Genomic DNA, 24,708 nt, shown 5'->3' with positions numbered 1-24,708 from the left:
TTCGCCAATCACCGAAATGGAATACCACATTCGATGGGAGGTCTTGTCATGCAACAATTATTATGGCGACGTACGATTCTGACGCTGCTGTCTCTCGTGATGCTGACGGGGATGCTGGCCGCATGCAGCGGGAAGACGGAGCAGGCGGCGGAGCCAGGGGCCGATACGCCGGCGGGTGAAGTGCCGTATCCCGCATCCTTGACGTACTGGGCCCCGATCGGGAATGCCGGCACCGTCATGAAGAGCTTCAGCGAGATGGGGGCGTATCAGGAGCTGGAGAAGCGGACCGGAACGAAGGTCACGTTCCAGCACCCGCCCGCCGGGCAGGAAGCCGATCAATTCAATCTGATGCTCGCTTCCGGCAAGCTGCCGGATGTCATCGAGTACACATGGGGAGGCGTCGCGAAGGGGCCGGATCAAGCGATTAAGGAGAAGCGCATTCTCCGCTTGAATGAGCTGATCGACCAGCATGCCCCGAATCTGAAGGCGGTGCTGGAGGCGCGGCCCGATCTGAAAAAGCCGGTCACGACCGATGAAGGAAATATTTACGTCTTTCCGTTCCTGCGCCCGGATGAAGAGCTGCTGACGTTCATGGGGCCGACGATTCGGAAGGATTGGCTCGACAAGCTCGGCCTGCCGGTGCCGGCGACAATCGAGGAGTGGGAGAAGATGCTCGTCGCCTTCCGGGACGGCGATCCGAACGGCAACGGGAAGAAGGATGAAATCCCGTTCCTGCTGCGGGATATTAATGTCGCGTTCGTGGGCGCGTTCGGCATTACCGACGGCTTCTACCGGGAAGGCGACGAGATCCGGTACGGGCCGATTCAGCCGGAATACAAGGATTACTTGACGATGCTGAACCGCTGGTATAAGGAAGGATTGCTGGATAAAGATTACGCCACGACCGACGGCAAGCTGCAGGATGCGAAGATGACGAGCAATGTGCTGGGCTCGCTCGTCACGTATAATGGTTCGGGGGTCGGACGGTACACGAATCTGATGAAGGGCTCCCATCCGGAGTTCGAGCTAGTCGGCGCGCCTTATCCTGCAAAAATACTTCGTCAAGGGCGTCATGATCGGCGCCATTAAGGAATAGGGCAAAGCCGCTTCCGCTTGAACACGGCTTGACTTGGCCCGGCTTGACTGTCAGCCTGATGCATGCTTGTGCATCGGGCTTTTTTCGCTGCCTGGGAGTACATATAGGTTAGGGGTAGTGCTCCTTACCTGCACTCTCCCCTTCGGTCAGGAACGGAAATATGCAGAACTCCTTTACACCATTCTCCCACTTGGTCAGGAACGGTAACATGCAAAGTCTTTTAACCATTCTCCTATCTAGTCAGGAACCCGTATATGCACAACACTCTCCCATTCGGTCAGGGAGCAGAGAACATGTCCATGCGAAGCTACTTGGCATCATTCTTTCTGCGGCTCAGTATCTTTATCTTGGTCTTGCCGCCCGTGACGAGAGCGGATTGAGTGAATGGCCGAGTTAGAGGGGAAAGGGACACTGCCTAGTGAAAGGATCGCGGTAGATTAGAACGAACTGACGGAAGGGTATATCAGCCCAAAGAGACGGAGGGTGGTAACGCTTCTGACGGAAGGGGATATTGGCCCAAAGAAACGGAGGACGGAGACGCTTCTGACTCGAAGGGATAGTGAAGCAAAGGGGAGAAGAACAGCCTGACTGGGGTGGAAGAAGGTGGTATAATGTATGAGCGCGCGACGATGTGCGATATAGGATGAAAGGACGAACGACCGATGAATGACGCGCTGAAGCGTGCTATCGATTTGAGAGCGGCCGGTCGGGCGGAAGAAGCGATTCCGCTGTTGGCGGGATTGCTGGAGCAAGACCCGAACAGTGGGGAAATTCTATGCCAGCTCGCTTGGGCGCATGACAATCTTGGCCGGGAACGGGAGGCCGTCCCGTATTATGAACAGGCGCTGCGCTGTCCGCTCAACGATGAATACCGCGCCGCAGCCCTGCTTGGCTTGGGCAGCACTTACCGCACGCTGGGGCGGTACGCCGAGGCGAAGGAGACGCTCGGACAGGGCATGCGCGAATATCCTGAGCGCAAGGAATTTGGCGTATTTTACGCGATGGCCCTGCATAACCTTGGCGAGCATGCGGAGGCGATGCAACTGCTGTTGACCGCGCTGGCGGAGACTTCGGAAGATGAAGGCATTCGCGCCTATAGCCGGGCGATTGCCTTTTATGCCGACAAGCTGGGGCAGGTCTGGAAGTAAAGCCGCCGCATATCGTCAGTTTCAAGGCAATGGGCGGCTATGGCGGAACGCTTGCCTCGGGAAGGCACAGTTCATCCCTGCGAAGGCATAGCGAGGCGGTCATTCGCCAGGAGGCGCGACGCATTGCATTCCGAGATGAATGGGAGCTGAGTTCATGAAGCGCATCATCGACAGGGACGACAATGGGATTGAGGCACTGAGGAGACAGCACCGGGTGCCGGGCGCGAGCATCGCCCTAATCTGTAACGGGCGGTTGGAGTGGAGCGGCGGCTGCGGGGAGCTGGAAGCCGGTTCGGGGCGCAAGGTGACGGCGAACAGCTTGTTCCATGCCTGTTCCATGAGCAAAATGGTTACGGCGGTTGGCGTTCTTCGCCTCGTGCAGGCGGGGGTCCTGGAACTGGACACGGAAGCGAACCGTTATTTGCGGACGTGGCGGCTTCCGGACAGTCCCTATACGGCAAACGTGAACGTCACGCTGCGTCATCTGCTCGCGCATCAGTCCGGGATCGTGGATCCGCCGGGAAGCTTCGGCATTTACCGGACGACGGATCCGTTGCCTGCCGTGAGGGAGATATTGGCGGGCGCTACCCCGTATCATTCCGAGCCTGTACATATCCAGAAGGTGCCGGGGACCCGATACGCTTATTCGGACGCCGGTTACTGCGTCATCGAGCAGCTTATCGAGGATGTGACCGGAGAGACTTTTGCCGTTGCGATGGAGCGGCTCGTCATGGCGCCGTTAGGCTTGAAGCGAACCTTTTACTGGAATTATTATGATTCGAAAATCGGACGCGCGGAAGAAATCAAGGCGAAAGCAAGCGCCTCGTCCGGACATCACCAAGATGGCCGAGTGGTAGACCGTTCACGGGCGTATTACCCGTGCCTGGCCGCCGCCGGCCTGTGGTCGACGCCAACGGAGCTCGCTCTGCTGGCTCTGGAGGTGATGGCCGCCTGGAACGGGGACGCGGCCTCGATTCTGCGGCCGGAGATGGCCCGGCAGATGATGGCGGGCAGCGGCTGCGCCGAAGAGGCTGGGCTGGGGGTATTCGTTCCGTCTGCCGAAGGAGAACCGCTTGTCGTCTCCCAAGGCTGGGGAATCGGCTTCCAGTGCAAGCTGCTGGCTTACCCGCGCTTGCGTAGCGGAATCGTCGTCATGACCAATTCCGATCCGGGCAAGCCGCAGGACAAGGCGCTGACAGGCGACTTGATTCGCCATATCGGGAAGCCATATGGCTGGCCGGGTTTATAGATAAGTGCGCAGTGCAATAGGGAGAGAGAACAATGAACAGCAACAAAATCAGAATGGCGGTCTTCGGACTGGGCCATATGGGACAATATATGCTTCGTCTGGCGGCTCAGCCGGAATTCGCGCAAGCGATAGAGGTTGCGGCCATCTGCGAAGCGAACGGGCACGCCCGCGATCAATTCCAAAATACTTATCGAGACAGCTTCCCGCATGCGGCATGGTACTCGGACTACGCGGCGCTGCTAGAGGAGACGAAGCTCGATCTGGCGTATATCTCCGTGCCTCCCGCGTTCCACTATGATATTGCCATGGAAGCGCTTCGCAGGAAGATACATGTTTTCTGCGAGAAGCCGCTGGCGAACAGCGTGAACGAAGCGAAGGAGCTCCTGCGGCAAGCACGCGAGGCGCAGGTCTTGCACGCCATTCATTTCTCGATGCCGCATGAAGCGCCGGTGGAGCGGGTAAGGCACATGTTGGCGGAAAACGCGATCGGCGAGATCCGGAAGCTCGATCTGCTTCTGCAGTTTCCGCAATGGCCGCGGGCATGGCAGCATAACTCATGGATTGGGACACGGCAGCAGGGCGGCTTCGTGCTGGAGGTTGGCGTCCACTGGATTCATGTCATTCAGAAGCTGTTTGGCCGCATTACGCATGTGCAGAGCGAGCTGGAGCTGCCGGCCGAGAGCGGGAACTGCGAGACGGGAATCCGTGCAGGGCTGCGCCTGGACAGCGGAATTCCGGTTCACGTGAGCGGAATTGCCGGGTTCGCGGGGGAAGAACGGGTCTCTCTCATCCTGTACGGGACAGAGGGAACAATTGCGTTGGAGAACTGGGATCAGCTGTATGCGGGTGCGGTGGGTCAACCGCTGGAGCTGATTCAGGTCGGAGATTCGACCGATACGCTGCCGGTGCTAAGACAGGTGATCCATGCGATCCAGGGCAAGCAGGCTCATTATTTTTCATTCCAGGACGGATATGATGCTCAGGTCGTGCTGGAAGCGCTTCGTCATCCGGCCTCAGCCGGGTGGATGGATATTCGGACGCAGTATAGCTAGCCGCTGCCGATGTGTAGAGACATCGGTCCAATTTGCAGGGAGGGATAGCGATTGAATGCGCGTCAGGAACTGATCGCGCGCGCTGAAGCGTATGTGCGCGAGCAGGTGGAGTCCGACAGCAGCGGCCACGATTGGTGGCATATTCATCGCGTCCGGCGATTGGCGGTCCGGATTGCGAAGGAAGAAGGGGCGGATGCCGGGGTATGCGAGCTGGCCGCGTTGCTCCATGATGTGGCGGACGCCAAGTTCAATCCGACGAAGGAGGCCGGCTGCGCTAAGGTGAAGGAATGGCTTGTGGCGAATGGCGCCGACGCGGCTGCGGTATCCCATGTCATGGATATCGTATCGAACCTGTCTTACAGCGGCGGGCATCAATCGCCGATGAAGACGTTGGAGGGACGGATCGTACAGGACGCCGATCGGCTCGACGCGATGGGAGCGATCGGGATTGCGCGCGCGTTCGCCTATGCCGGCTGGGCCGGCCATCGGATTCATGAGCCGGAGGAGCCTCCGGCGTCATTCCGGTCGGAAGAGGAATACCGGAGCCACAGGGGCACCGCGATCAATCATTTCCATGAGAAGCTATTGAGATTAAAAGACCTTATGAATACAGACAGCGGCAAAGCTCTTGCCATGGAGCGGCATCGCGTGATGGTCGAATATTTGGAGCAATTCCATAAAGAATGGGAAGCGGAGGATGGCTGATAAGCAAAAAAGCCCCGGGATGTGAAAGCTCGTTATCTACATCTGCGAACTCTGCCATGAGATGTTATATGTCGAAGGCGTAGAAAAGAAGAAGCCCTCCTAGCGGGGAAGGTGATCCGAATTAAAAGTCGCAAGAAGATCGCAAGGAGCCATAAAAGACTGCTAACGGTCATGGCTCCAGCTTTTTCAAGGCATCTGCGGCGGAGAAGATATCCTGCTTCAGAAGCTCTCTTTTCTGTTCGTCGCGAAATACGGCGGACGGATGGTAGGTGGGCATAATCCGAATACCGTCCTTTTCTACCCACGTTCCGCGTATTTCCGTAATTTTCGCTTTGCGGTCGACAAGCGCCTGTACGGCTATGCTTCCCAGACATACGATGATGGCCGGACCGATCAATTCGATTTGCCGCAGCAAGATCGGCAGCGCTTCGGTAACCTCCGATATTTTCGGCTTCCGGTTGCCGGGCGGCCTTACTTTGATGACGTTTGTCACATAGACGTTCTCGCGGAGAATATCCGCCTTCTGCAAATATTTATTCAGCAGTCTTCCCGAGTTGCCGACAAATGGCCGGCCGCTCTCGGCTTCCTTGGCACCGGGGGCCTCTCCAAGCAGGAAGAGACGGGCATGCTCCGGTCCTTCGCCGAATACAAGCCGCTCTCCGGGCTCCGGCACAAACACGCGCTCACAGATGGCATGCAACGCATCCAGATTCCCGATCGCTTGCAGTTCTTCCGGCAAGACGCTTCCAGAGATCATGTGGGAACGACCTCCTCCTTCAGCATGTCGCGCAGCATCCGTCCGTTGATGACCGCCTGCGCCCGGTAATGGTTGTTCATGCTGACGAATGTCTTTTCCGTTCGCTCGGCAAGCTTGCGAATATTCGGAACCCAATCCGCAAGCTCATTCTCGTTATACAAATAGTCATACCGTTCATGCGTCTCTTTGTGATGCCACCATTTTTTATAATTCCGACCGTGGAACCGGATATAACCGATTGGGCCGGTGGCCCTGATGATCGGCGGAACGAGCGTTTTGAACTGCGGCTCGTCCACGCAGACATAACCCAATTGCTCTTCCTCCAGCAGATCGAAAATCCGTTCGTCGATCCATTCCTCATGCCGAAACTCGACCACGACCGGAATGTCGCCCATCAATTCCTTGAATTCCTTCAAATAATCCCGGTTCTCATCCCGGTTCCGGAAGCTGGTAGGGAACTGGGCAAGAACGCATCCCAGCTTGCCAACCTCGATTAACGGCTTCAGCGCTTCCTTAAAGTCGTGAAAATGTTGTTCGTTATCCTCCCGTTTATGTGTCATTCCGCGGTATGCCTTGATAACGAACTGGAAGTGATCGGGCGTTTTCTCCCGCATATGGTAGAGCATAAACCGGTTGGGCATTGCGTAAAACGATGAGTTCACCTCGGTAAACGGAAACTCCCGGGCGTAAAAAGAGAGCCGTTCCTTTTTATCCAGGCCTTCCGGGTAATAGACCCCGTTCCAATCCTCATAGCTGTAGCCAGCCGTTCCGATGAGCAGCATAATTATCCTCCAAGCGCCTTGATTTTGTCCGCTACGACGCGCGCCTGTCCGTTTTGCTTCCGGACATCGCCTTCCAATAATATGCCCTTCGGATTCAATTCGTATAAAAAAGACTCGTACGTTGAAGGATACAGCACGACCTCGATCATATCCGTGTCATCCTGGAGGACGAGCATAAGCACGTATTCGCCGGATTGGGTCGGATACCGACGGCTGTGGATGACAGTTCCGCAGATGCGGACACGCGCGTTATCGCCGTATTCGGATAGCGCCCGGATCGGAACAATATTGAAGCGCTGCACAAACTCATTCCATTTTCTCGATGCAGATGGCCGCAAGGAAAAGCCAAGCAGCGCTTTTTCCATCTTTCTTTTTTCCGCCTCGGTAAAATCGGGAATCTCTGCGGCCGCAGCATTGATGCCTGAAGCATGCGGCAATTCGTGCACATCGCAGATCATCTCCCTGCGGGGAAGGCTAAAACAATCGCAGGCGCCTGCGGCGATCCAGGCTTCGAGCACCGGTCTCCTGATCCGGCTTGCTGTCATCCGCTCCACCCATTCGGGAAAGGTGCGAAATACCCCGCTTCGGCGGCGTGAACGAAGCAGCGCGATCACCGATTCCGGCCCTGATCCGTGAACGGCATCCAGCCCGCAGCGTATTCCATCCTCTTCCGCATGGAACCCGAGTCCGCTCCGGTTAATATCGGGCCCAAGCAGGGAAAGGCCCATTTTGGAGATCTCGCGAAGATATACTTTTTTGTCGTAATACCCGCCCTCCATGCTCAATAAAGAGGCCATATAGTCTTTCGGAAAATGCGTTTTTAAATAAACAGTCCAGTAGGCCAGATAAGCATAGGATACGCTATGGGCTTTATTGAAGCTGTACCCGGAAAACCGAACCAAAAAGTCGAAGATGTCCACAGCTTCCTTTTCTGTCACGCCTCGTACCGCCGCTCCATGAAGGAAGCGCCGCTGATGGCGGGACAGCGCTTCGACTGATTTCGCGGAAAGAGCGCGCCGGAGAGAGTCGGCTTCTCCCATGGAGCAGCCCGTTACCGTTTGCGCAATGGCCATCACTTGCTCTTGATATAAGATCAGGCCGTATGTTTGCGCAAGGACGGGCTCCAATTCAGGCAGCGGAAGCTTGTACGTTTCTTCCCCCCGGTGCCTGCGTAAATACGTGTCAACGATTCCCTCATTCCATGCGCCAGGCCGATACAATGCGAGCAGATCGGCTAAATGGCCGATGCTGTTCGGCTGCATGCGGCGCAGTAAGCGGCGGATTCCCATGCTTTCAAGCTGAAAACAGCCCAATGTATTGCCGCTTCCGATAGTCTCGAACGTATCCGGATCGTCGAGCGGGATAACGCTCAAATCGATCTGTTCGCCTGTTCGTTCATGAATGGAAGCGAGCGTATCTTGAATAAGCGTCAGGTTGCGCAGACCAAGGAGATCGATTTTTAATAAGCCCAGCGCTTTGATATCTTCCTTCGTAAAAGGCGTCATCGGTTCTCCGTTCGGCCGCCGCTGCAGAGGAATGATCCGGGCCAATGGTTCATCCCCGAGTATGATTCCCGACGGGTGAGCGGAATGCTGGTGAGGCAATCCTTCCAGCCGTTCGGCAAGCTGGAACAGCGATTGGAACGGCTCTTTGCCGGCCGGAAGCTTGCCCAGTTCCGGCAGGGTGTCCAGACTGTGGCGGATGCCGCCTCTCCCGGTAAAAGAGGGGAGCAGCTTGGCCAGCACATCGACTTGTTTTTTGGGCATGCCCAAATAAGTCCCGGCTTCGCGAACCGCTCCGCGCGCGCCGAACGTATTCAAAACCCCGAGATGCGCAATCCGTTCTTCTCCATATTTGCCCTTCATATACTGCAGCAGCTCGTGCCGCCTTCTCTGACAGACATCGATATCGATATCCGGCAAGTCTTCCCGATCCGGACTCAAAAATCGTTCAAAGGATAGGCCGTGCAGAAGCGGATTTACCTCGGTGACGCCAAGCAAATACGCCACCAGGCTTCCCGCGGCCGAGCCTCTTCCCGGGCCTATCGGAATATTCCGGCTCCGCGCATACTTCACGATATCCCATACGATCAGGAAATAGTCGGAGAGCCCCCGCGCCGTAATAATCTTCAGCTCTTGATTCATTCGCTCAAGCTCAGGCATATGAGCACCAACCGGGAGAGCGCGCAACGGATCAGATGAACCGAACCGTTTCCGCATTCCTTGCAGGCATAACAGGCGCAGCGCTTCATCCGAATCCGAGCTTAGCGGAGGCTTCCCGGATTCGTTCTCTTCCGCACCGGATCGAGCGCATGAAGGATTTTCCGGGCTCTGCATTTGCGGCACGCGGAAGGCTGGAAGCCGGTTCGTTCCGCGGCCTGGCTGGAACCGGCACTTCTCCGCGATTCGCGCCGTATTGGCTATAGCATCCGGCAGATGGCTGAATTTCGCCTTCATTTCCATGGGGGAAGGAAGGTAAAACGGTCCGGCGGCATCAGGGGCAGCCGGATCCGGTCGTTTTTTTCGCTGCCGGATCATCTTGAGCAAAGGGGCGTCTTCAGGTTCAAGGTAATGCACGTCATGGGTGGCCGCTAACGGAATCTTCATTTCCCGGGCCAGATGAACGGTCCGCGCAAGCGCCGCATCGTCGTCCGCCAGGCCGTGATGCTGTGCCTCAAGATAGAAATTTCCGCTGCCAAACCATTGTATATATTGAAGGGCTTGCTTGGCAGCTTCATCCGCCCGTCCGCTAGCAAGCAGGCGGTGGATGCTTCCGGTTGTGCCGCCGCTCAACGCGATGATATCGCCATGGAAGGCTGGGGGATGGAATGGAGCGCCGTTCAATTGCTCGACAATGTGCTCGTAACCGCGATGGGTGGCGGCCAATAAAATGAGCGTGTCATCCGAGTCGCCGACCTGCATTTCACAGCCGACAATCGGATGAATGCCGTATTCCGCCGCCAGCCGGCTAAACGGAATCATCCCGTTGATTCCGCCTTTATCGGTGATGGCCAGCGCATTCATCTCCCACGCCGCCGCCCGCTGCAGCAAATCTTCCAGGCGGCAAGTTGCTTCCATGAGGCTGTATTCCGTATGAACGTGAAGGTGTACGAAGCTTGTCCCCCGCTTTTCCATGACAGCACTCCTTTTACGGGAACATTTGTTTCTATCATACGGTTAGAAGCGGTCATTGTCCATTGGAGGTTATTTCCGGTATAAGATCGGTTCGGTGCGCAGCGTCCGGGGACGGGATGCCTTGAACCATTGCCAGCAAAATAATGACACGAGCATAATCTCGATCACGTCGCCGCCGTAGTACATGAGCATGCTGCCTGCCTCGGCTTGCGCTGCGGGCACGCCAGCAGGCGGACGGGCATATATATATTTGGACAAGACGGCATGTCCGCCCATCGCGGTCACCAGTACAATCGCGCGGTACAGGAAGCTTGTCCGGTAAGGCATCGGATCGATATAGATGATGGACACGGTGAAAAGATACCCGGCAAGAAAAAGATGCAGGTGAACGAACGCATGCACGCTGACATGATGCTGCATCCATGAGTAGATGTCTGTCGTATAGAGCGCCCACAATCCTCCTACATTGAGCGCGGCTGCAATCGCCGGATCATGCAACAGTCGTATGAGGCGGCTTTTCAGAATAGCGGCAATTCGGCGCGAGTAGGCAACAGGCAGCGTTCTCAGGAGCAGCCGCATCGGGGAGGCGAGCGCGATCAGGAGCGGGGCCAGCATGCCCAGCAGCAAATGGCCGATCATATGCGCCGTGAAATCGTCATGGGCGCGTTCGGCGATCGGTCCGGCGACCGCGGCAGCGGCGCAGGCGAGTCCTGCATGCCAGCATAGATGCCGATACAGCGGCCAGGGCTTATGCTTGCGGCCGGATAGGGCCGCAGCCGCGCTGTATAGCGCCGCCAGCAGCGCCCACAAGCAGGACGTCCACAGTTCAAGCGTCCAACCATTATCAAGATGATGATGAGAAGGCAATCGAGACCATCCTTCCTATTCCGATGTCCGGCGCGCTCGCTTAAGGAGAAGGATGCCGGCGATAATCATGGCTGCCGCGATGATATTCCAGATCCAATCGTAGATGTACACATTGTCTACGTACCGGATCTGGTGAAGACGCATCAGCTTGTGTTGGATGATTCCGTCGTATAGCTGGAATGCGCCTCCGCCCAGCAGCACGCCGCCCCACCACAGGCCTGCGTTCCAAGCTTTTTGCCGGTGCAGAGCGGCCATCATGAACGAGCTCCCGATCGTAGCGAACCAACTGAAGGCATGGAACAGGCCATCCGACACTAACCCGATGTCGGTCGTGGACTTGTCATAGAAATGGTGCCAATGCAATAATTGGTGAAAGATCGTTTCATCCAAAAAACCGACCAGCCCGAGACCGAACAGGATGCCTGTCCAGACATTTCGTCGCGGAGCAGAGGAGATAGGTTGGGATGAATCCGATCTGATTTGTTCCGCTTCCATATTGTCTCCTTTATTATTTTGCATGATCTTGTCTTCACTATTTCCATTTTGCTGCCGGTATAACCGAAGCGGCGCATTCCCTATCAGGAGGCGGGCATTCCCTATGAGTATGGATTCCCGGATCGGACGGATTGCCGGCCGCTATGCGCTGGGGGATTAGACGGGGGGCGAGCCGTTAGCGCAAGGTACGGCCTCGGATGCCAAGCTCGTCACGATGGATACGGGCCGATATGATATTGCGCCGGTTAAGAGATCCGGAGCAGGGACGAACCGAATATGAAATTGCCCGGCGGCTCTGGCGCTCGAGATCGCTCCCGAAGTGGCGGACGGGCAGGTATATTTGGACAAGACGGCATGCTCGCGCACATCTCGGTCACCTGCACGATCGCACGGTACATGAAGCTTGTCCGGTAGCGCATCGGATCGATATAAATGATGGACACGGTGAACAGATTACCCGGCAAGAGCATGCCCAGCAGCAAACGGCCGATCATATGCGCGGTGAAATCGTCATGGGCGCGCGTTCGGCGATCGGTCCGGCGACCGCGGCAGCGGCACAGGAGAGTCCAGAATGCCAGCATAGGTGACGATACAGCAGCCGCGCTTTACAGCGCCGCCAAGAGAGGCCAAAACTAGCTAAGCAGGAGGAAGTACCGAAATAAAATTTTTTTAGACCAGCTTGATAGAATTTTATGCTATGTTAAGCAAAGAAAACTCCAGTACGTTATATTGTGATTATCTACAAGTTCATGCTACATTTTAGGTAGAGCCTCATTAATCTGAGGATTAACGCTTTCAATTTTTTTTATAGTTTTGGAGTATTCTTTAATATGAGCACATTTCCTGTAATAGAGATAATAAACGAAGAGTTGCTTTCGAATGGATCAAAAAGTTGAACGAATCCTTGATATTTTAGATTTTCTAATGGATAATCAATACATCCTAACAACCAAATGAAACATAGAACATATGAAGATGGCCTAAATGTTTAAAAAAAGTAATTAACGATAAATGTTATAGGGAGAATAAGAAAAATGATATCTAAGAGTGTGGTTTTATTATGCAAAGAGAATATTTGGAGTTCTCACGCAATTGATTTAGCGAAATGTTTCTTTGGAGAATCTTTAACAGTTTTTCGTGGTAATTTTGGTGATGACTTCCCGATTGATTTAAGGACTAATCATCATAATATTATAATTTCTTTTCTGTCGCCCTGGATTATACCTGAAGATATATTAGAGAAAAGTGAAATCGCCATAAATTTCCATCCAGGCACTCGAAATTATCCTGGTTATGGTTGTTATAATTTTGCTCTTTACGAAGAATCGAGAATTTACGGATGCGTTTGTCATCATATGGGTAAGAAAGTCGATACAGGGAAAATAATCTTTGAAGAAACTTTTAAATTAAATGAGAATGAGACAGTTGAATCTTTAAAATTGAGGACAATGGTGACAATGTTATCATTATTTCATCGAACCATTTCGATGATAGCGGAAGAGAGACCACTTCCAATAGCAGATATAAATTGGAGCCGCAGGCCATTTACTCGAAAGGAATTACTAGAACTATGTGAAATTAATATGGATATGGAGCTCGATGAGATTAAAAAAAGGATTCGAGCGGTAACATATCCGGGTTATCCTGGAGCTGAGTTAAAGATAGGCGGGATAAAGTTTGTGTCAGAGGTTCCCGATAGAAAACCTTTGGCATGATAGAGAGTTAATAAGGGAAGTATAATATTAAATAACAAACAGAAGAATGCCAAAAAGAATGATCTCCTCCCATTTTTACGACATTGAAAAAGCCCCTAGTATACAAGCTGGCGCCGGTATTCCCCCGGAGTCAGCTTGATCACCTTTCGTTGATTCTCGCATGAAAATAAAATGCATAAACCTGCTTCACGGTACGGATGCTCGAACTGATTTTCCATTTTACGGTACCCATACGTTCCGTTCTTTGTCAACAGATCGCCTAATTCGCCCTTTCGTCACACGGAAAATCGCGTTCACCACTGCGGATATCGCGTTTCAAAGATTGTCCTTATGAATTTCCTCCGGACGTACAACAAATCCTTGTAGCTTTCTCCATGCTCACCGGCACTCACACGTTTTAGGCTGGTGTTCGATTCCGGGGAGGCTATCATACGGCTGCTGGAGGACTCGGTGGAGTGCTGTCTTCGCTACCGGTTATATCCATGGCGATCTGGGGGCGTGGAACCTGCTTCGGCGAAAGGGACGAATCTATATCATCGATTTCGGCGAGGCGCGGCTGGGCGACCGCCACTTCGATGCGGCCGCGGCGCTTGTGTCGACGGCTTCGGACAATGCGAGCGTAGAGGAGACGGTCACCCGGTTGGAAAACTTCCGCCGAGGATATGAAGGGAACGCCCAAACCGAATGATTCGGTTCGTTTGCGGGAACAGATTCACTTTTGCCTTGTTCGCAAAACCGCATCCGTCATCCGTTATCATGGCGCAAACGTACGGACAAGCCGCTATTGCCGCCGCAGCATGGAGACGATGGAGCATTTCGACAAGGCCATCAACCAGTCCCTCAATCGGTCCCTTGGCCTCTGATTACAGCCGCCAGCCGAGACGCGCTATTCAGTGCAGTCCGAAAGCCCTCTCCGGCGGCTCCTCTCATTAGACATTAACCGCCCGGCTCACTTAACCTTTTGTTCCGGGCATGCCTTATCACCCTATACGCCCCCCCTGCAATGATGATCAAGGCCGCGGCATAGAGGCCGTACCGGTACAGCAGTTCTCCGACGGCTTCCACCCGGCTCCCCAATGCCCGCCCCATGCTGAAGAACAGCAAGGTCCATACGAAGCCGGCCGAATAGGCATACAGGGCGTAACGCCTGAATGTCATCTTGTTCACGCCGGCCAGGTACGGGACGACATGCCGGACGACGGGCAGAAAATAACTGAGGCAGATCGCGAGGCTGCCGTATTTCCGAATCAAGCTTTCGGATGCCTCAAGATAACGATCCATCCGGCTTCTGCGCCGGAGCCGATCCAGAATCGGGACGCCGATGCCTCTCCCGATCATGAACCCCACCGACAAGCCGGACACGACGCCGAGATAGGTCAGGACGAAGGCCGGCAGCGGGAGCAAAATATTCATTCCCGAGACGGCTCCGCCCGTCATGACGATTACTTCGTCGGGAACCGGCATCCCGACGATGCCGAGCCATAGGGCGAAGAACAAGGCGGCATAGCCGAATTGCCCGATCCAATCCAGCAGCAGCGCGAAGATAGCTGCTTTTTCATCTGAAGCGAATATTGAAAGGCGATGAACCATCCTCCTGGCGCAAGCGAGGCTTCGATCTGGCCAAGAATCTGATCGCGCTCGAATAAAAACACTTTCGCCGAAGGAGCCGCAACCTGCTGGATACGATCCGTAATGGCGCCCGTCCCGGCCCCCAACTCCGCCGCAGACCGCACCTGGTCCCACGGAACGGCATCGGTCATGGTGCGGGCGAGCAGCATTGAGCTAGGAATAATGCTGCCGATTTGTTTTGGCTGATGAATGAATTTTTGCAAAAATAACTGTTTTTCGTGTATCATGATTGCTCTTGTCTCCTTTTTTTGAGTAATTCCCGGTAATTCGCCGCCGAAGCGAGGATGATCCCCGCCATCCAGTAGGTGAAAACGGCGACGAACCAGCCGGCGAACAGATCGGCGATCACATGCTGCTTCACAAAAAGCGTGGACAAAATAATGACCACGGCGGTGAAGCGGACAAAATAACGCGTCCTCGGCCGGAACACAAATGAGCTTCGGTACATAAGACAGCTCGTCAGGACATGGATGCTGGGGAAGCAGTTGTATGGCCTATCCGTCCAATAGATGATTTTGACCATCGTATCGAGCAATCCTGTGCCTTCAATGGCCGGACGCGCTACCACGGTCTGGAAGAAATAGTAGGTTAAATAGCAAAGGACAAGGCCAAGACAGAGCGCCAGCAGCGTTCGATAATAGACCGAGGGCCGTCGGCGGAACAGGAAAAATAGCGTCAGCACGATAAAGGGATACCAGCTGATATAGGGAATGATGAATGCCGGCACGAAAGGAATGCGGTCATCCCAGCCGATAGACAGCGAGTACGTGCGAGGCCCGGGCCGGTTCTGTATTCCATAGAAAATGTTCAACACGGGGATGGCCAGCATCCAGAGCAATGGCTTGTATCGGACCCAAGACGACTTCAGTATCATAACAATCCCTTCCTAACCTGTATGATGTATCCTAAGGTTCCCCGAACCAGCGCGGTTCATCCAAGCAATCCCTGTTGAAGGAGAGGAAAGCGAGCCCGGCCGCACTCTGCCGCCTCTTTGTGATGCTCTTATCGTATCCTACGGAATTAAGATCCCTCTGAAGAAATTCTGAATGATTTCTAAAGATGAGAGCAGCGCCGAACGGCAGCCCGAATTATCGTGAGCCGGAATGATGGTTCATCAATGTCCCGCTTGCGTTCGTTGAATTGTTATCACTGTAGGTAGGGGATATTACTGGAATAGGATTCGACATACGGAGGGGATGTCAATGAGAGGATTCGCAAACATGCGGCATGCCGTTCGCCCGGAGCAGCCGCGGCAAAAAGAATGGGCGAAAGTGTATTCCGGTCTTGTTCAACCCGGAGATGCATTCGTGTTCTATGACGGGGAGACAACCTTGACGCGGGACGGGTGGATCGAATTTGCCTATTATCCGATTACATGCAATTCATGGGAGAAGCTGTGGAGGGAGCTTGCTTCTTATCCATTCGCCTTTTCGATAAAGTCGCGGCTTTGTCCGAACGATTGCCGGCTTCTCTATGCCGAAATAATTCCGTGGTTCCCCGCGCCCCACTCCGCGCCGTACCTCAAGGTGCTGCGAGAGATGAAGGCGGAAGCGAAGGGGCGGCAGTTCTATGCACGGCGACTGGAAGCAAGAACTGCTGGCAAGGTCGTATGCCACCTGAAGAAGAACAGAGATTCCGTGAGGATCAGTGTGGATCTGCGAGGTTGCAGGCAGAGGCTCTAAACCGCGGCTGATATAAAGGCAGCACGAAGGCGCATCATTGAGGATGCGCCTTCGTAGTCTGTCTGATAAGCGGGTTCGTTAATTAATCGCTCCGCAGGCGATGCGATCGCCTGAATTGCCGGCAGGATCGGTAACATAATCATCCGCTTTCTCATGGATGATCAGGGATGTGCCGCCGGGACGGATAAGCGAGTTGGGCTTGCCTTGCACAAGCGTAACAGCCGTCGTCGACATCGTCACTTGAACCTTGCCGTCCGCGCCGACCTCGATGTTCGGCAGGTCGCCGGCGTGGTATCCTTTCGGGTTATTGAAGCCATGCTGCTTGTGCGTAGGGTTGAAATGAGCTCCCGCGGTCTTGAAATCCGGCCCTTCGCATCGGCCCGTCTCATGGAAATGGAAGCCATGGGGCCCTGGAGGCAGACGGTGGGCCTGGAGCGTAATCTGCACCTTGTCTCCAATCTGGACTAGCTTGGCCGTACCGATTTGCTCGCCTTTGCCGTTAATTATGTTGACAGCGGCCGATGGCGCCTTTTCTTCGGCGGATGCCGCTTGGGAGCCGCATGCGCTGATGAGCAGAGCGCTTGCCAGCATACATACAAACGCAAGTTTTTTCATTGTGACCTCCTTGTTAGTAACCGGCGTTATATAGTAGTGTGTCACAATAATTAGAAAAAGATAACATTCGCCTGCGCATCGGCAGTGCTATTTAGTTAAATGTTGAAATTCGGCAAAACTATATGTTTTTCAGAAAAAAGGAAAAAAAGAGCGTCGGAAGTTCATGATCCTTTGTCTTAGCCTGCCGAAGTTTGCGCTTCTGAACAGAAACTGCGTATAATAATCATTATACGCAGTTATTTGAAGGCTGCGGAATGACGATAAAGGAGTATAGATCAGCAATGAATCTGACCCGTCATGAACTGAACGCGCTGTATGAGGAGCCGCTGGAAGGGTTCCGTTTATGGATGGCGAACGCAGGGTACACCGAATATACGCAGCGCAATTACATAGGCGATGTGAGACAGTTCCTGCGCACGCTGAACGGCAAGCCCGTCGAGGAAGTGACGAAGATGCAGGTGCTGGCCTTTTTCGCGCAAGTCAAGGCTTCCGGCGTCAGCGATGCGACCCGGAACCGCAAGCATTGCGCGCTGACCAGCTTCTACCGGGCGCTGAACGAGCTGGAATGGACAAGCGTCAACCCCGCGCTGGGCGTGAAGAAGTCGAAGACGGAGATGAACCGGGCCCCCGTCTATTTGGAGCCGGAGCAGCTGCAGACGGTGCTGACGCACGCAAGGGGCAAATATTATAACCGGAATCTCGCGATTTTAATGCTGATGGCCTATGCCGGCCTCCGGGTAGGGGAGGTGCATCGGCTGAATGTGGCGGATTACCATCCGGAGCGGCAGACGCTGGAGGTGCTCGGAAAAGGTCGCAAATGGCGGACCGTTCCGCTTCCGGCTGCGGTCGCGGAGCAGCTCCGACTCGCCCTGTTAGAACGGTTGACGCCGTGGCGAGCGGGCGAGGATGCGCTGTTCATCTCGCAAAAAGGCCGCCGGTTGTCCATACGGAACATTCAATATATCGCGGAGCAGGCGTTCGAAGGACTGGCAGCGGAAGAGGGCGTCATAACACCAGGGCGGGGGCGTTCCTACTCCTGTCACAAGCTGCGCCACTCGTTCGCGACCCTGCTGCTCCGAAGCGGCGCGGATATCCGCACCGTGCAGGATATGCTTGGACATGCCTCCATTCAGACGACAACGGTCTATACGCATGTCTCCGACAAGCAGAAGCAGGAAGCGGTCGAGCGATTGCTTCCTTATATAAGAATGAAGGGAGCGGAATTCGAGCATGATGGAAATAACGGAAAAGGAACAGAGCGATGAATACTCCGCGCCGGATTCGATCTCGTCCAAATAATAACATAATATATATTATGTAAACTATTATCCGGGAGGGGGAACACGATGAATTCGATCAAGCTGCGCGCTCAAGCCTTGCTGCGGAACAAAAGGCTGATGCATATTCTAAAAATTGTGTTCCCGATCACCGTTATTGTTTTTGTCATTTTCCAGGGCCAGAAGGAATTGGCTCATTTCTCGATCAAAAAGTCGCTGCATGCGATCCGTTTGTTGTCCGGGGATTATTTTACGGGGTTAATTGTTGCCGGCGGCCTGGCCGTATCCTGCATGTATTTCTATGATGTCCTGCTGCTTCGTTCCATCCGGGTGCCGTTCCGCTGGGGGAAAGTATTCCGCGTCTCCTGGATCGCCAACACGTTCAACGGGATTTTCGGCTTCGGCGGCATTGCCGGAGTCGGCGTGCGGACGATTCTCTATCGCGAGTCGGCAGGAGAAGTGGGTCGCCTGCTGCTGGCGATCGCCTGGATGGCTCCGTCGATGATTAGCGGATTGTCGATTCTTGGCATTCTGGTGATGTTCGGCGTCTTTCCCGCATTCAATCTGCTCGCCGTCAAAGGATGGCTCTGGATCACGTTAATCGGGGTGGCGCTGTTCTTCCCGGCGTATATTCTGTTCTCCCAATGGAAGGGGCGGCGGCACGCCAATGCGAAGATTACATTGGGTTATACGATTGTCTCCTTCGCCGAGTGGCTGGCGGCGGGATCTGTCGCCTATCTGATCCTGTATCTGCTGGGCAGCGACGTCACGTACCCCGAGGTGATCGGCGTGTTCACCGTCAGCGCGATCGCCGGGCTGATCAGCATGGTTCCCGGCGGCTTCGGGACGTTCGATATTACATATCTCATCGGGCTGCAGGCGATTGGCGTGGCCGACAGCACTGTCTTCACGGCCTTGCTGCTGTACCGGATTGTTTATTATTTCATCCCGTTTGCCTTGGGACTTATCTTCGCCGCCTTCGAGTTCGGGGGAGTCGCCGTGAAGCGATTCGAGGATCATCCGACGATCGGCTCCTACATAGAGACCGGAAGCATCATTTGGTTCATTCAGCGCTCGCTGTGGAATTCGCTGTCCTCCTGGTCGGTCGTTATTTTGATGTTCATGACCTCTTTATTCCTGTCCCTCTACACGCTGACCGTGCCGGAATGGGAGCGGAGCGCGTTCCTGCTGCCGCTCATCTACGGCGATCACGGCGATTTCTACCCGCTGGTGAACGGAATCGTGCTGGGAGCGAGCATTTTGATGATGCTTATGCTCAAGGGGCTGTTCGAACGGACAATCCGGGCTTATTTCGTGACTTTGCTGTCGCTCGGCCTATGCACGGTCCTGACGTTCCTGCTCGGGACGACGATTCGCCATACGCTGTGGCTGGCCGGGATGATCCTTGTTCTCGTGATGCTGCGCTCGCAGTTCAATCGTTACCGCTACCCGCTCACGAAGGGGACCATCATCGTCACCGGCATTCTGATGACCCTGTTCCTGCTCAGCTACGCGCTGGTAGGTTATCTGCTCGGCGAGATCCATCTCGAGCCGGCGTATGCAAGCGTGACTTTGAGCTACGCTCAATTTACGACGACGCTGTTGACGGGGCTGGTGACCGCACTGCTCCTGTATTCGATCTCTTACGTCGCCTTCGAGCGCCATCTGCGGGAACCGCTCGGCCGAGCCTGGATTCCGGAGGATGATGCGCTCCTTCAGGGGCCCAATGGGTGGCTGTACCGCCGCTTGCCCGGGAAGCGGGTCTTCCATGCCATCACCGGGAAGCTGCCGCTTCCGTTCCTCGTCCGGAACCGGAGAGCGATTCTGTTCGGATGTCCGCCGTCCCGGCGCCATCCGGAAGCGATGCAGCTCTCGCTGACCGAACTGTACGAGCAGGCGGATCGCTACGGCCTGGATATCGTGTTCCTGCAGGCCGGCGTGGAGGAGATGCCGATGCTGCATGATTTTGGCAATGATTTTTTCAAAATGGGGGAGAGCGCGCGCCTCGATATTCCTGCCGGCCGCATCAGCCTGCCCCATGCGCAGCATGAGCTGCTGCCGCTGCCGCTTGATGCGCAGCGCCTCCGGGAGCTGACGCATGTCGTCCAGCATCAGTACCAGGCGGTGCCCCATGGGTATCTGGCCTCGCTTCGCCGCCTGCTGTCGACCGAGGATCCGGATTTGCGGCTGCTCCTGCTGCACGGAGAACCGGATCGCTGCATCGGATACGCTGTCTACCGCATTCATCCTGCCGGGAAGGCGATGATCGTGGAGGATATCCGTATCCGATTCAGTCTAGCGCGGCCCGAGCATGAGGAGCCGCTCGCCCAACTCCGCGAGCTGCTGCTGCGGCAGGGACAGCGCCATCACTGCGACCGGCTCGTATCCGGCCTCGTGCCGCTGTCCCATGTGGAGACGAACCGGGCTCCGCGCCTCTGGTCCGAGCGGGCCGCGACCGCGATATTCCGCCGCGTTCGCGATCTGTACCCGTTGTCTCAGCAGCGCTCCTTATGGGAAGCGTTCGGGCCGGTCGTATGGGATCCGCAATATATCGCTTTCCTGAAGCAGCGGCAGATGAACTGGACGATATGGCGCCTCGCACGATCGTTGAGCCAGGTGCGCAAGGGAACGCGCGGCGGCAGGACATGAAAACTTTATGAAAATCACTCAAAAGGACTGGGAGCGCCTCCCGGTCTCTTTTTATGGAGAAAATCGCTTACAACGCCGCTTTCCGCCTGCATCCAGCTCTGGGCGGCACCGGGCCGCTTTGCTACAATGGTAAGGAAAAGACATCATCGGTGAACTTTAAAGGGTGGTTTTGTATGCTTGGATTTGCGATTTTGCTTGGTTTTCATCTTGTGGGGACCGGATTGCATGCGCTGCTTCATCTGCCGCTTCCGGGGAACGTCATTGGTCTCATCTTATTTTTGATCTCGCTCGGCTTCGGCTGGGTGAAGCTCGAATGGGTGGAGCAGTCGGCCCAGTTCCTGCTTGATCATATGCTCTTATTCTTCATACCTTACGTCGTGGGCGTCATCGCTTTCCTTCCGGTGCTCGAATCGCATGGATGGAGCATTGCCGCAGGGATCGTCGGCAGCACGCTGCTCGTCCTGTGGGTGACCGGCTTCACCGCCGCGAAGCTGCAGAAGCCCGCCCGCCAGGACGTTCGAGCGAACGGGAAGGGGGAGACGGCATGACCGATATCATCTGGTCGCATCAACCGTTGTTCGGCATTGCCGCCACCATCGTCGTCTATGCGCTGGCCCGGCTGGTCCAATCCCGGGTATCCTGGGTGCATCCGATTCTGTTCTGTTCCGTCGTCCTGATCGGCTTCCTCTGGATTGGCGGCATTCCGCTGACGGATTATCAGATGGGCGCCGATATGCTGTCGCTTCTTCTCGGGCCGGCCACGGTAGCGCTGGGGGTTCCGATCTATAAGCATCGGCATATCGTGAAGCGGCAGTTCAAGGCCATCGTTCTCTCGATTACATGCGGCTCACTCGTCGGCGTCGTTAGCGTGGCGGCGCTGATGGTCAGTCTCGATGGGGCGCGCGATGTCGTGCTGAGCATGCTGCCGAAGTCGGTAAGCTCTCCGATCGCCGTGGAGATCTCGCGCACGCTCGGCGGGATGCCCGAGCTCTCTGCCGTCTTCACCGTCTTCACGGGCGTCATCGGAAGCATGTTCGGGATGCTGTTCCTCCGGCGGACGGGAATCAAGGACAATGTCTCGCTTGGCTTGGCGATGGGAACGGCCGCGCATGGCTTCGGAACCTCGCGCAGCCTCGCCGAATCGGAGATGCAGGGCACGTTCAGCGGCCTGGCGATGGGCCTCGCCGGTCTCATTACATCGGTGCTGTTCATTCCGCTCTATTTATTTTTGTAATTCCGCCCTCGTCTTGTCGGCAGCTTGATTTGGCAGGGCATTGACTTATAATAGGATGCAGCTTGCGGAAAAAGGAGACGAGGAAGAACGTTGGAAAAAGGGAGAATAGAGCAGATCGCGGGTCGGCTGCTTGAACGTTCCGGCCTGCCGGTTACGATCTCGATTGAGCGGCGGTTCCCGGGGCATCGTCTTGTCGGCGGCAAGTACAGCCTGAATTCCCGTACGATTACGATGTATTCTGAAGCCGTCGCGGCGCAGTGCGTCCAGTTATTCGGCTCGCCGGACCGGGTCGAGGATTATTTCGCCGTCGTCGTGGCCCACGAGCTGGGCCATGCCGCGGACGCGGAGCTGGAGAGGCTGTCCGCAGCGATGGAAAAGGGCGGCAGCGCGTCGGATATCCGGCGGATCGCGCTCCGGATCGAAGAGAATGCTTGGGCATATGCGGTAGCTTTGCTTCCGGAGATCGAGGGGGCCTTCATCCAGGCCATTATCGAAGAATCGTTACAGGCGTACCGGGAACAGGATGAAGGGCGAACCGCTTAGCATGGGTACCGGGGAACCGAGTGAAGCGCGAACCGCTTAGCATGGGTACCGGGGAACCGAGTGAAGCGCGAACCGCTTAGCATGGGTACCGAGAACCGGGTGAAGCGCGAACCGCTTAGCATGGGTACCGAGAACCGGGTGAAGCGCGATCCGTTTAGCAAGGGTACGGGGAACCCGGATGAAGGGCGAACCGCTTAGCATGGCGGAAATCGTGGGAGGGAGCTTTGTCGCATCATTGAGGCTGTCCCGCAGGCAGTGCGCAAGGAGGCAAGGCGGGATATGCAGTATTGGCAGGAAGACGGCGGAAGGAAAAGCGGCGGAATTGGGACAGGTTGAGACGAGGCGGTGTGACGGAGCAGGTGAAATGAAAATCCTGCGTGAATGCAGGATTTTACGCTGTTTGTTGCCATATTTGAGTAAATTGCTGTAAAAGTGCATTATTCTCGCCGATTTTTCTTTTCTATCTATGGCAAAGCCTGAAATTCCTGCACTTTTGCAGGAATCCATCTCGCGGGCGACGCCTCATTACGGAAAGCTGTATTTTTGCATCATTTCTGCAAGCCGAGCTTGGAGAACGAGGGGGTTGTCTCATCACTGCAGCGACACACTGCTGATGGGACAGCCCCTATTTTTATGGGCTAGGGGGGCTGGCGCCTGCATGAATGTGAAGAAGCTTGGATTATTCTCGGGCGTATGTTTCTGCCGCGGCCGTACCGGGTAAATAGTAGGTGGCGTGTCATCATTTTTCTGAAAGATCAGAAACGGATTGGAGGGTGGCGCGTATTATTTTACATAAAGGAGCTGAAGATGAATGAAAGCAACGTTATGGGCATGGGGGATTCTGCTTGGGTTAAGCCTCCCTACGATTGCCGGGGCAGCCGGCAACTATTCTGCGGAAGAGGCGTTCCGGGATCCGAATACCGGAGCGATCTATTATAACGTAACACGGACAGACGACAAAGGCTTCGATCAGCGCGTCGTCGTCAAGACGACGGACGGGCAATGGAAGCAATGGGACGAGAAGATTCGCCGCATAGTTACGGGAGCGGAACAGAACGAGCCCCTGCTGGACACTACATATCAGGACAGTGTGCTAGGCGGCATGCAGTATGCGTTCGACCCGAATGATCAGGAAGTGGTAAAAGGCAAATGGTTCGAGCCTTCGCCGAACAGAGAATGGGGCCTGCATCAGCGCCGATATACCGTTACCGGAGAGCAGGGCGGAAGAAAAGCGGTATACAGCTATCTGTTGAAAAATAATAAAACCGGCGCGACGAAGGAGTGGCTGCGGACGAATCAATATGCGCAGGCCACCTGGCTGCATGATAACCGCATCGTATACAGCCATATCAGCGAGAAAGCGAAGCAGGAAGAAATTCTTGTCTATAATCCGGCGAACGGCAAGACGGAAAGAGTGGTGCTCGGCAATCTGAAGGGGATTCATCCGGAATCCGGCCTGATCGTCTACTCGGAGAACAAGCCGGAGCGTCCGCTGTTCCTGTACGACTTGAATAAGGGCGTAGCGAAGCCGATCAAGGATTGGGCGGAAGCGGAGACGTATTTGCCGAAGCCCGCGGCAGCGAGAGACGCGACGGCCGATCTGCCCGAGGATTTCGACCTGGATGCGATTCCGGTCGAGAAGCTCCCGGTGAAGGTCCGCGCGGCTTACACGGTGGTCCTGGACGAGGCGAAGGTCGGCGTGCCTGTCGCGTTCGAGGAGCAGGGGCAGATGCGCATTCCGCTGAAGCCGCTCGCGGAGAGCCTCGGCTGGAGCATAGCGAAGCTGCCGGCGAAGGCTCCCGATTACCGGTTCAAGGTTACGAACGGAAGCAAGTCGGCCGTGCTGAACAGCGGCAACAGCCTGCTGCAAGAAGGATCGCTGTATATTACGCCGGAAATAATCGGCAAGCTCGGTTACAAGTCGGTTCAGGTCCAGGAATTCAAATCCTGAAGCGGCATACAGCAGGATCAGAGCGTCCCGACGCGGTTGGGGCGCTTTGTGGCATGCGCGATCGGGCATACGTCTTCAGCTTCGCCTGTCGCGATGGAGAGATCAAAAGCTTGTTGATCCGCTCACCT

General features: G+C 55.3%; 25 protein-coding genes. 15 read left to right on the top strand and 10 right to left on the bottom strand.

Going from position 1 to position 24,708, the window contains the following annotated elements; all coding sequences use genetic code 11:
• Positions 1 to 48: 48 nt before the first annotated feature.
• The 5 genes from L6439_RS14125 to L6439_RS14105 all read left to right on the top strand — a co-directional run bounded on the left by L6439_RS14125 (position 49) and on the right by L6439_RS14105 (position 5,250).
• Positions 49 to 1,089, top strand: a complete 1,041-nt coding sequence (locus L6439_RS14125; protein ID WP_237096872.1) for an extracellular solute-binding protein — start codon at positions 49 to 51, stop codon at positions 1,087 to 1,089.
• A gap of 669 nt (positions 1,090 to 1,758) precedes the next feature.
• Positions 1,759 to 2,244, top strand: a complete 486-nt coding sequence (locus tag L6439_RS14120) for a tetratricopeptide repeat protein (protein WP_213469319.1) — start codon at positions 1,759 to 1,761, stop codon at positions 2,242 to 2,244.
• Between the two features lie 154 nt (positions 2,245 to 2,398).
• Entirely contained in the window at positions 2,399 to 3,493 is a 1,095-nt protein-coding gene (locus L6439_RS14115) for a serine hydrolase domain-containing protein (protein WP_213469320.1), read from the top strand.
• Positions 3,494 to 3,525: 32 nt separating this feature from the next.
• Positions 3,526 to 4,545 (top strand): Gfo/Idh/MocA family protein, encoded by a 1,020-nt coding sequence (locus tag L6439_RS14110; protein ID WP_213469321.1) that lies wholly within the window; start codon positions 3,526 to 3,528, stop codon positions 4,543 to 4,545.
• Between the two features lie 51 nt (positions 4,546 to 4,596).
• Positions 4,597 to 5,250 (top strand): HD domain-containing protein, encoded by a 654-nt coding sequence (locus L6439_RS14105; protein WP_168180362.1) that lies wholly within the window; start codon positions 4,597 to 4,599, stop codon positions 5,248 to 5,250.
• A gap of 169 nt (positions 5,251 to 5,419) precedes the next feature.
• Here L6439_RS14105 and L6439_RS14100 read toward each other — a convergent pair whose 3' ends face one another.
• From L6439_RS14100 to L6439_RS14075, 6 genes are all read right to left on the bottom strand, one after another.
• Positions 5,420 to 6,007: a uracil-DNA glycosylase gene (locus L6439_RS14100; protein ID WP_213469322.1), complete on the bottom strand. Its 588-nt coding sequence runs from the start codon at positions 6,005 to 6,007 to the stop codon at positions 5,420 to 5,422.
• Positions 6,004 to 6,789, bottom strand: coding sequence for a DUF72 domain-containing protein (locus tag L6439_RS14095; protein ID WP_168180364.1), 786 nt, complete (start codon positions 6,787 to 6,789; stop codon positions 6,004 to 6,006). The genes L6439_RS14100 and L6439_RS14095 overlap by 4 nt, the downstream gene beginning before the upstream one ends.
• Before the next feature lie 2 nt (positions 6,790 to 6,791).
• Complete coding sequence (locus tag L6439_RS14090) at positions 6,792 to 9,923, bottom strand: DNA polymerase III subunit alpha (RefSeq protein ID WP_213469323.1); 3,132 nt, start codon at positions 9,921 to 9,923, stop codon at positions 6,792 to 6,794.
• A gap of 69 nt (positions 9,924 to 9,992) precedes the next feature.
• Positions 9,993 to 10,790: a cytochrome c oxidase assembly protein gene (locus L6439_RS14085; RefSeq protein ID WP_213469324.1), complete on the bottom strand. Its 798-nt coding sequence runs from the start codon at positions 10,788 to 10,790 to the stop codon at positions 9,993 to 9,995.
• Positions 10,791 to 10,805: 15 nt separating this feature from the next.
• A complete protein-coding gene (locus tag L6439_RS14080) occupies positions 10,806 to 11,285 on the bottom strand; it encodes a DUF2243 domain-containing protein (protein ID WP_168180406.1) in 480 nt (159 codons plus the stop codon).
• A gap of 245 nt (positions 11,286 to 11,530) precedes the next feature.
• A complete protein-coding gene (locus L6439_RS14075; protein ID WP_168180367.1) occupies positions 11,531 to 11,866 on the bottom strand; it encodes a hypothetical protein in 336 nt (111 codons plus the stop codon).
• Positions 11,867 to 12,319: 453 nt separating this feature from the next.
• On the opposite strand from L6439_RS14075, the gene L6439_RS14070 reads away from it, so the two are divergent.
• Positions 12,320 to 13,000, top strand: coding sequence for a formyltransferase family protein (locus L6439_RS14070; RefSeq protein WP_168180368.1), 681 nt, complete (start codon positions 12,320 to 12,322; stop codon positions 12,998 to 13,000).
• A gap of 412 nt (positions 13,001 to 13,412) precedes the next feature.
• Positions 13,413 to 13,688, top strand: coding sequence for a phosphotransferase (locus tag L6439_RS29695; protein ID WP_369009958.1), 276 nt, complete (start codon positions 13,413 to 13,415; stop codon positions 13,686 to 13,688).
• A 248-nt stretch (positions 13,689 to 13,936) separates the two neighbouring features.
• Here the strand turns inward: L6439_RS29695 and L6439_RS14065 are convergent, their stop codons facing one another.
• The 3 genes from L6439_RS14065 to L6439_RS14055 are packed head-to-tail and all read right to left on the bottom strand — an operon-like array spanning position 13,937 to position 15,503.
• Complete coding sequence (locus tag L6439_RS14065) at positions 13,937 to 14,497, bottom strand: DedA family protein (protein WP_237096921.1); 561 nt, start codon at positions 14,495 to 14,497, stop codon at positions 13,937 to 13,939.
• Positions 14,443 to 14,856 (bottom strand): hypothetical protein, encoded by a 414-nt coding sequence (locus L6439_RS14060; protein WP_237096871.1) that lies wholly within the window; start codon positions 14,854 to 14,856, stop codon positions 14,443 to 14,445. Before L6439_RS14060 ends, L6439_RS14065 begins: the two co-directional genes overlap by 55 nt.
• Positions 14,853 to 15,503, bottom strand: coding sequence for a phosphatase PAP2 family protein (locus tag L6439_RS14055; protein ID WP_168180371.1), 651 nt, complete (start codon positions 15,501 to 15,503; stop codon positions 14,853 to 14,855). Before L6439_RS14055 ends, L6439_RS14060 begins: the two co-directional genes overlap by 4 nt.
• A 328-nt stretch (positions 15,504 to 15,831) precedes the next feature.
• Between L6439_RS14055 and L6439_RS14050 the strand changes: the two genes are divergently transcribed.
• Entirely contained in the window at positions 15,832 to 16,311 is a 480-nt protein-coding gene (locus tag L6439_RS14050; RefSeq protein ID WP_213469326.1) for a hypothetical protein, read from the top strand.
• Positions 16,312 to 16,389: 78 nt separating this feature from the next.
• Here the strand turns inward: L6439_RS14050 and L6439_RS14045 are convergent, their stop codons facing one another.
• Positions 16,390 to 16,926, bottom strand: a complete 537-nt coding sequence (locus L6439_RS14045) for a superoxide dismutase family protein (protein ID WP_168180373.1) — start codon at positions 16,924 to 16,926, stop codon at positions 16,390 to 16,392.
• A gap of 281 nt (positions 16,927 to 17,207) precedes the next feature.
• Here L6439_RS14045 and L6439_RS14040 point away from each other — a divergent pair, with 281 nt between their 5' ends.
• The 7 genes from L6439_RS14040 (at position 17,208) to L6439_RS14010 (ending at position 24,580) form a co-directional block, all read left to right on the top strand.
• On the top strand, positions 17,208 to 18,191 hold the full coding sequence (locus L6439_RS14040) for a tyrosine-type recombinase/integrase (protein WP_168180374.1): 984 nt from the start codon (positions 17,208 to 17,210) through the stop codon (positions 18,189 to 18,191).
• Between the two features lie 81 nt (positions 18,192 to 18,272).
• Positions 18,273 to 20,852, top strand: coding sequence for a flippase-like domain-containing protein (locus L6439_RS14035; protein WP_213469327.1), 2,580 nt, complete (start codon positions 18,273 to 18,275; stop codon positions 20,850 to 20,852).
• 173 nt (positions 20,853 to 21,025) lie between these two features.
• A complete protein-coding gene (locus L6439_RS14030; protein ID WP_213469328.1) occupies positions 21,026 to 21,400 on the top strand; it encodes a CidA/LrgA family protein in 375 nt (124 codons plus the stop codon).
• Positions 21,397 to 22,086, top strand: a complete 690-nt coding sequence (locus L6439_RS14025) for an LrgB family protein (protein ID WP_168180377.1) — start codon at positions 21,397 to 21,399, stop codon at positions 22,084 to 22,086. Before L6439_RS14030 ends, L6439_RS14025 begins: the two co-directional genes overlap by 4 nt.
• Before the next feature lie 90 nt (positions 22,087 to 22,176).
• Positions 22,177 to 22,629, top strand: a complete 453-nt coding sequence (locus tag L6439_RS14020) for a hypothetical protein (protein ID WP_213469329.1) — start codon at positions 22,177 to 22,179, stop codon at positions 22,627 to 22,629.
• 60 nt (positions 22,630 to 22,689) lie between these two features.
• Positions 22,690 to 22,827, top strand: coding sequence for a hypothetical protein (locus L6439_RS14015; RefSeq protein ID WP_168180379.1), 138 nt, complete (start codon positions 22,690 to 22,692; stop codon positions 22,825 to 22,827).
• A gap of 613 nt (positions 22,828 to 23,440) precedes the next feature.
• On the top strand, positions 23,441 to 24,580 hold the full coding sequence (locus L6439_RS14010; protein WP_213469330.1) for a hypothetical protein: 1,140 nt from the start codon (positions 23,441 to 23,443) through the stop codon (positions 24,578 to 24,580).
• The last annotated feature ends 128 nt before the right edge of the window (positions 24,581 to 24,708 follow it).

The sequence above is a fragment of the Paenibacillus dendritiformis genome, assembly GCF_021654795.1.
Taxonomy (GTDB): Bacteria; Bacillota; Bacilli; order Paenibacillales; family Paenibacillaceae; genus Paenibacillus_B.
This window is presented reverse-complemented; position numbering and strand designations above follow the sequence as displayed.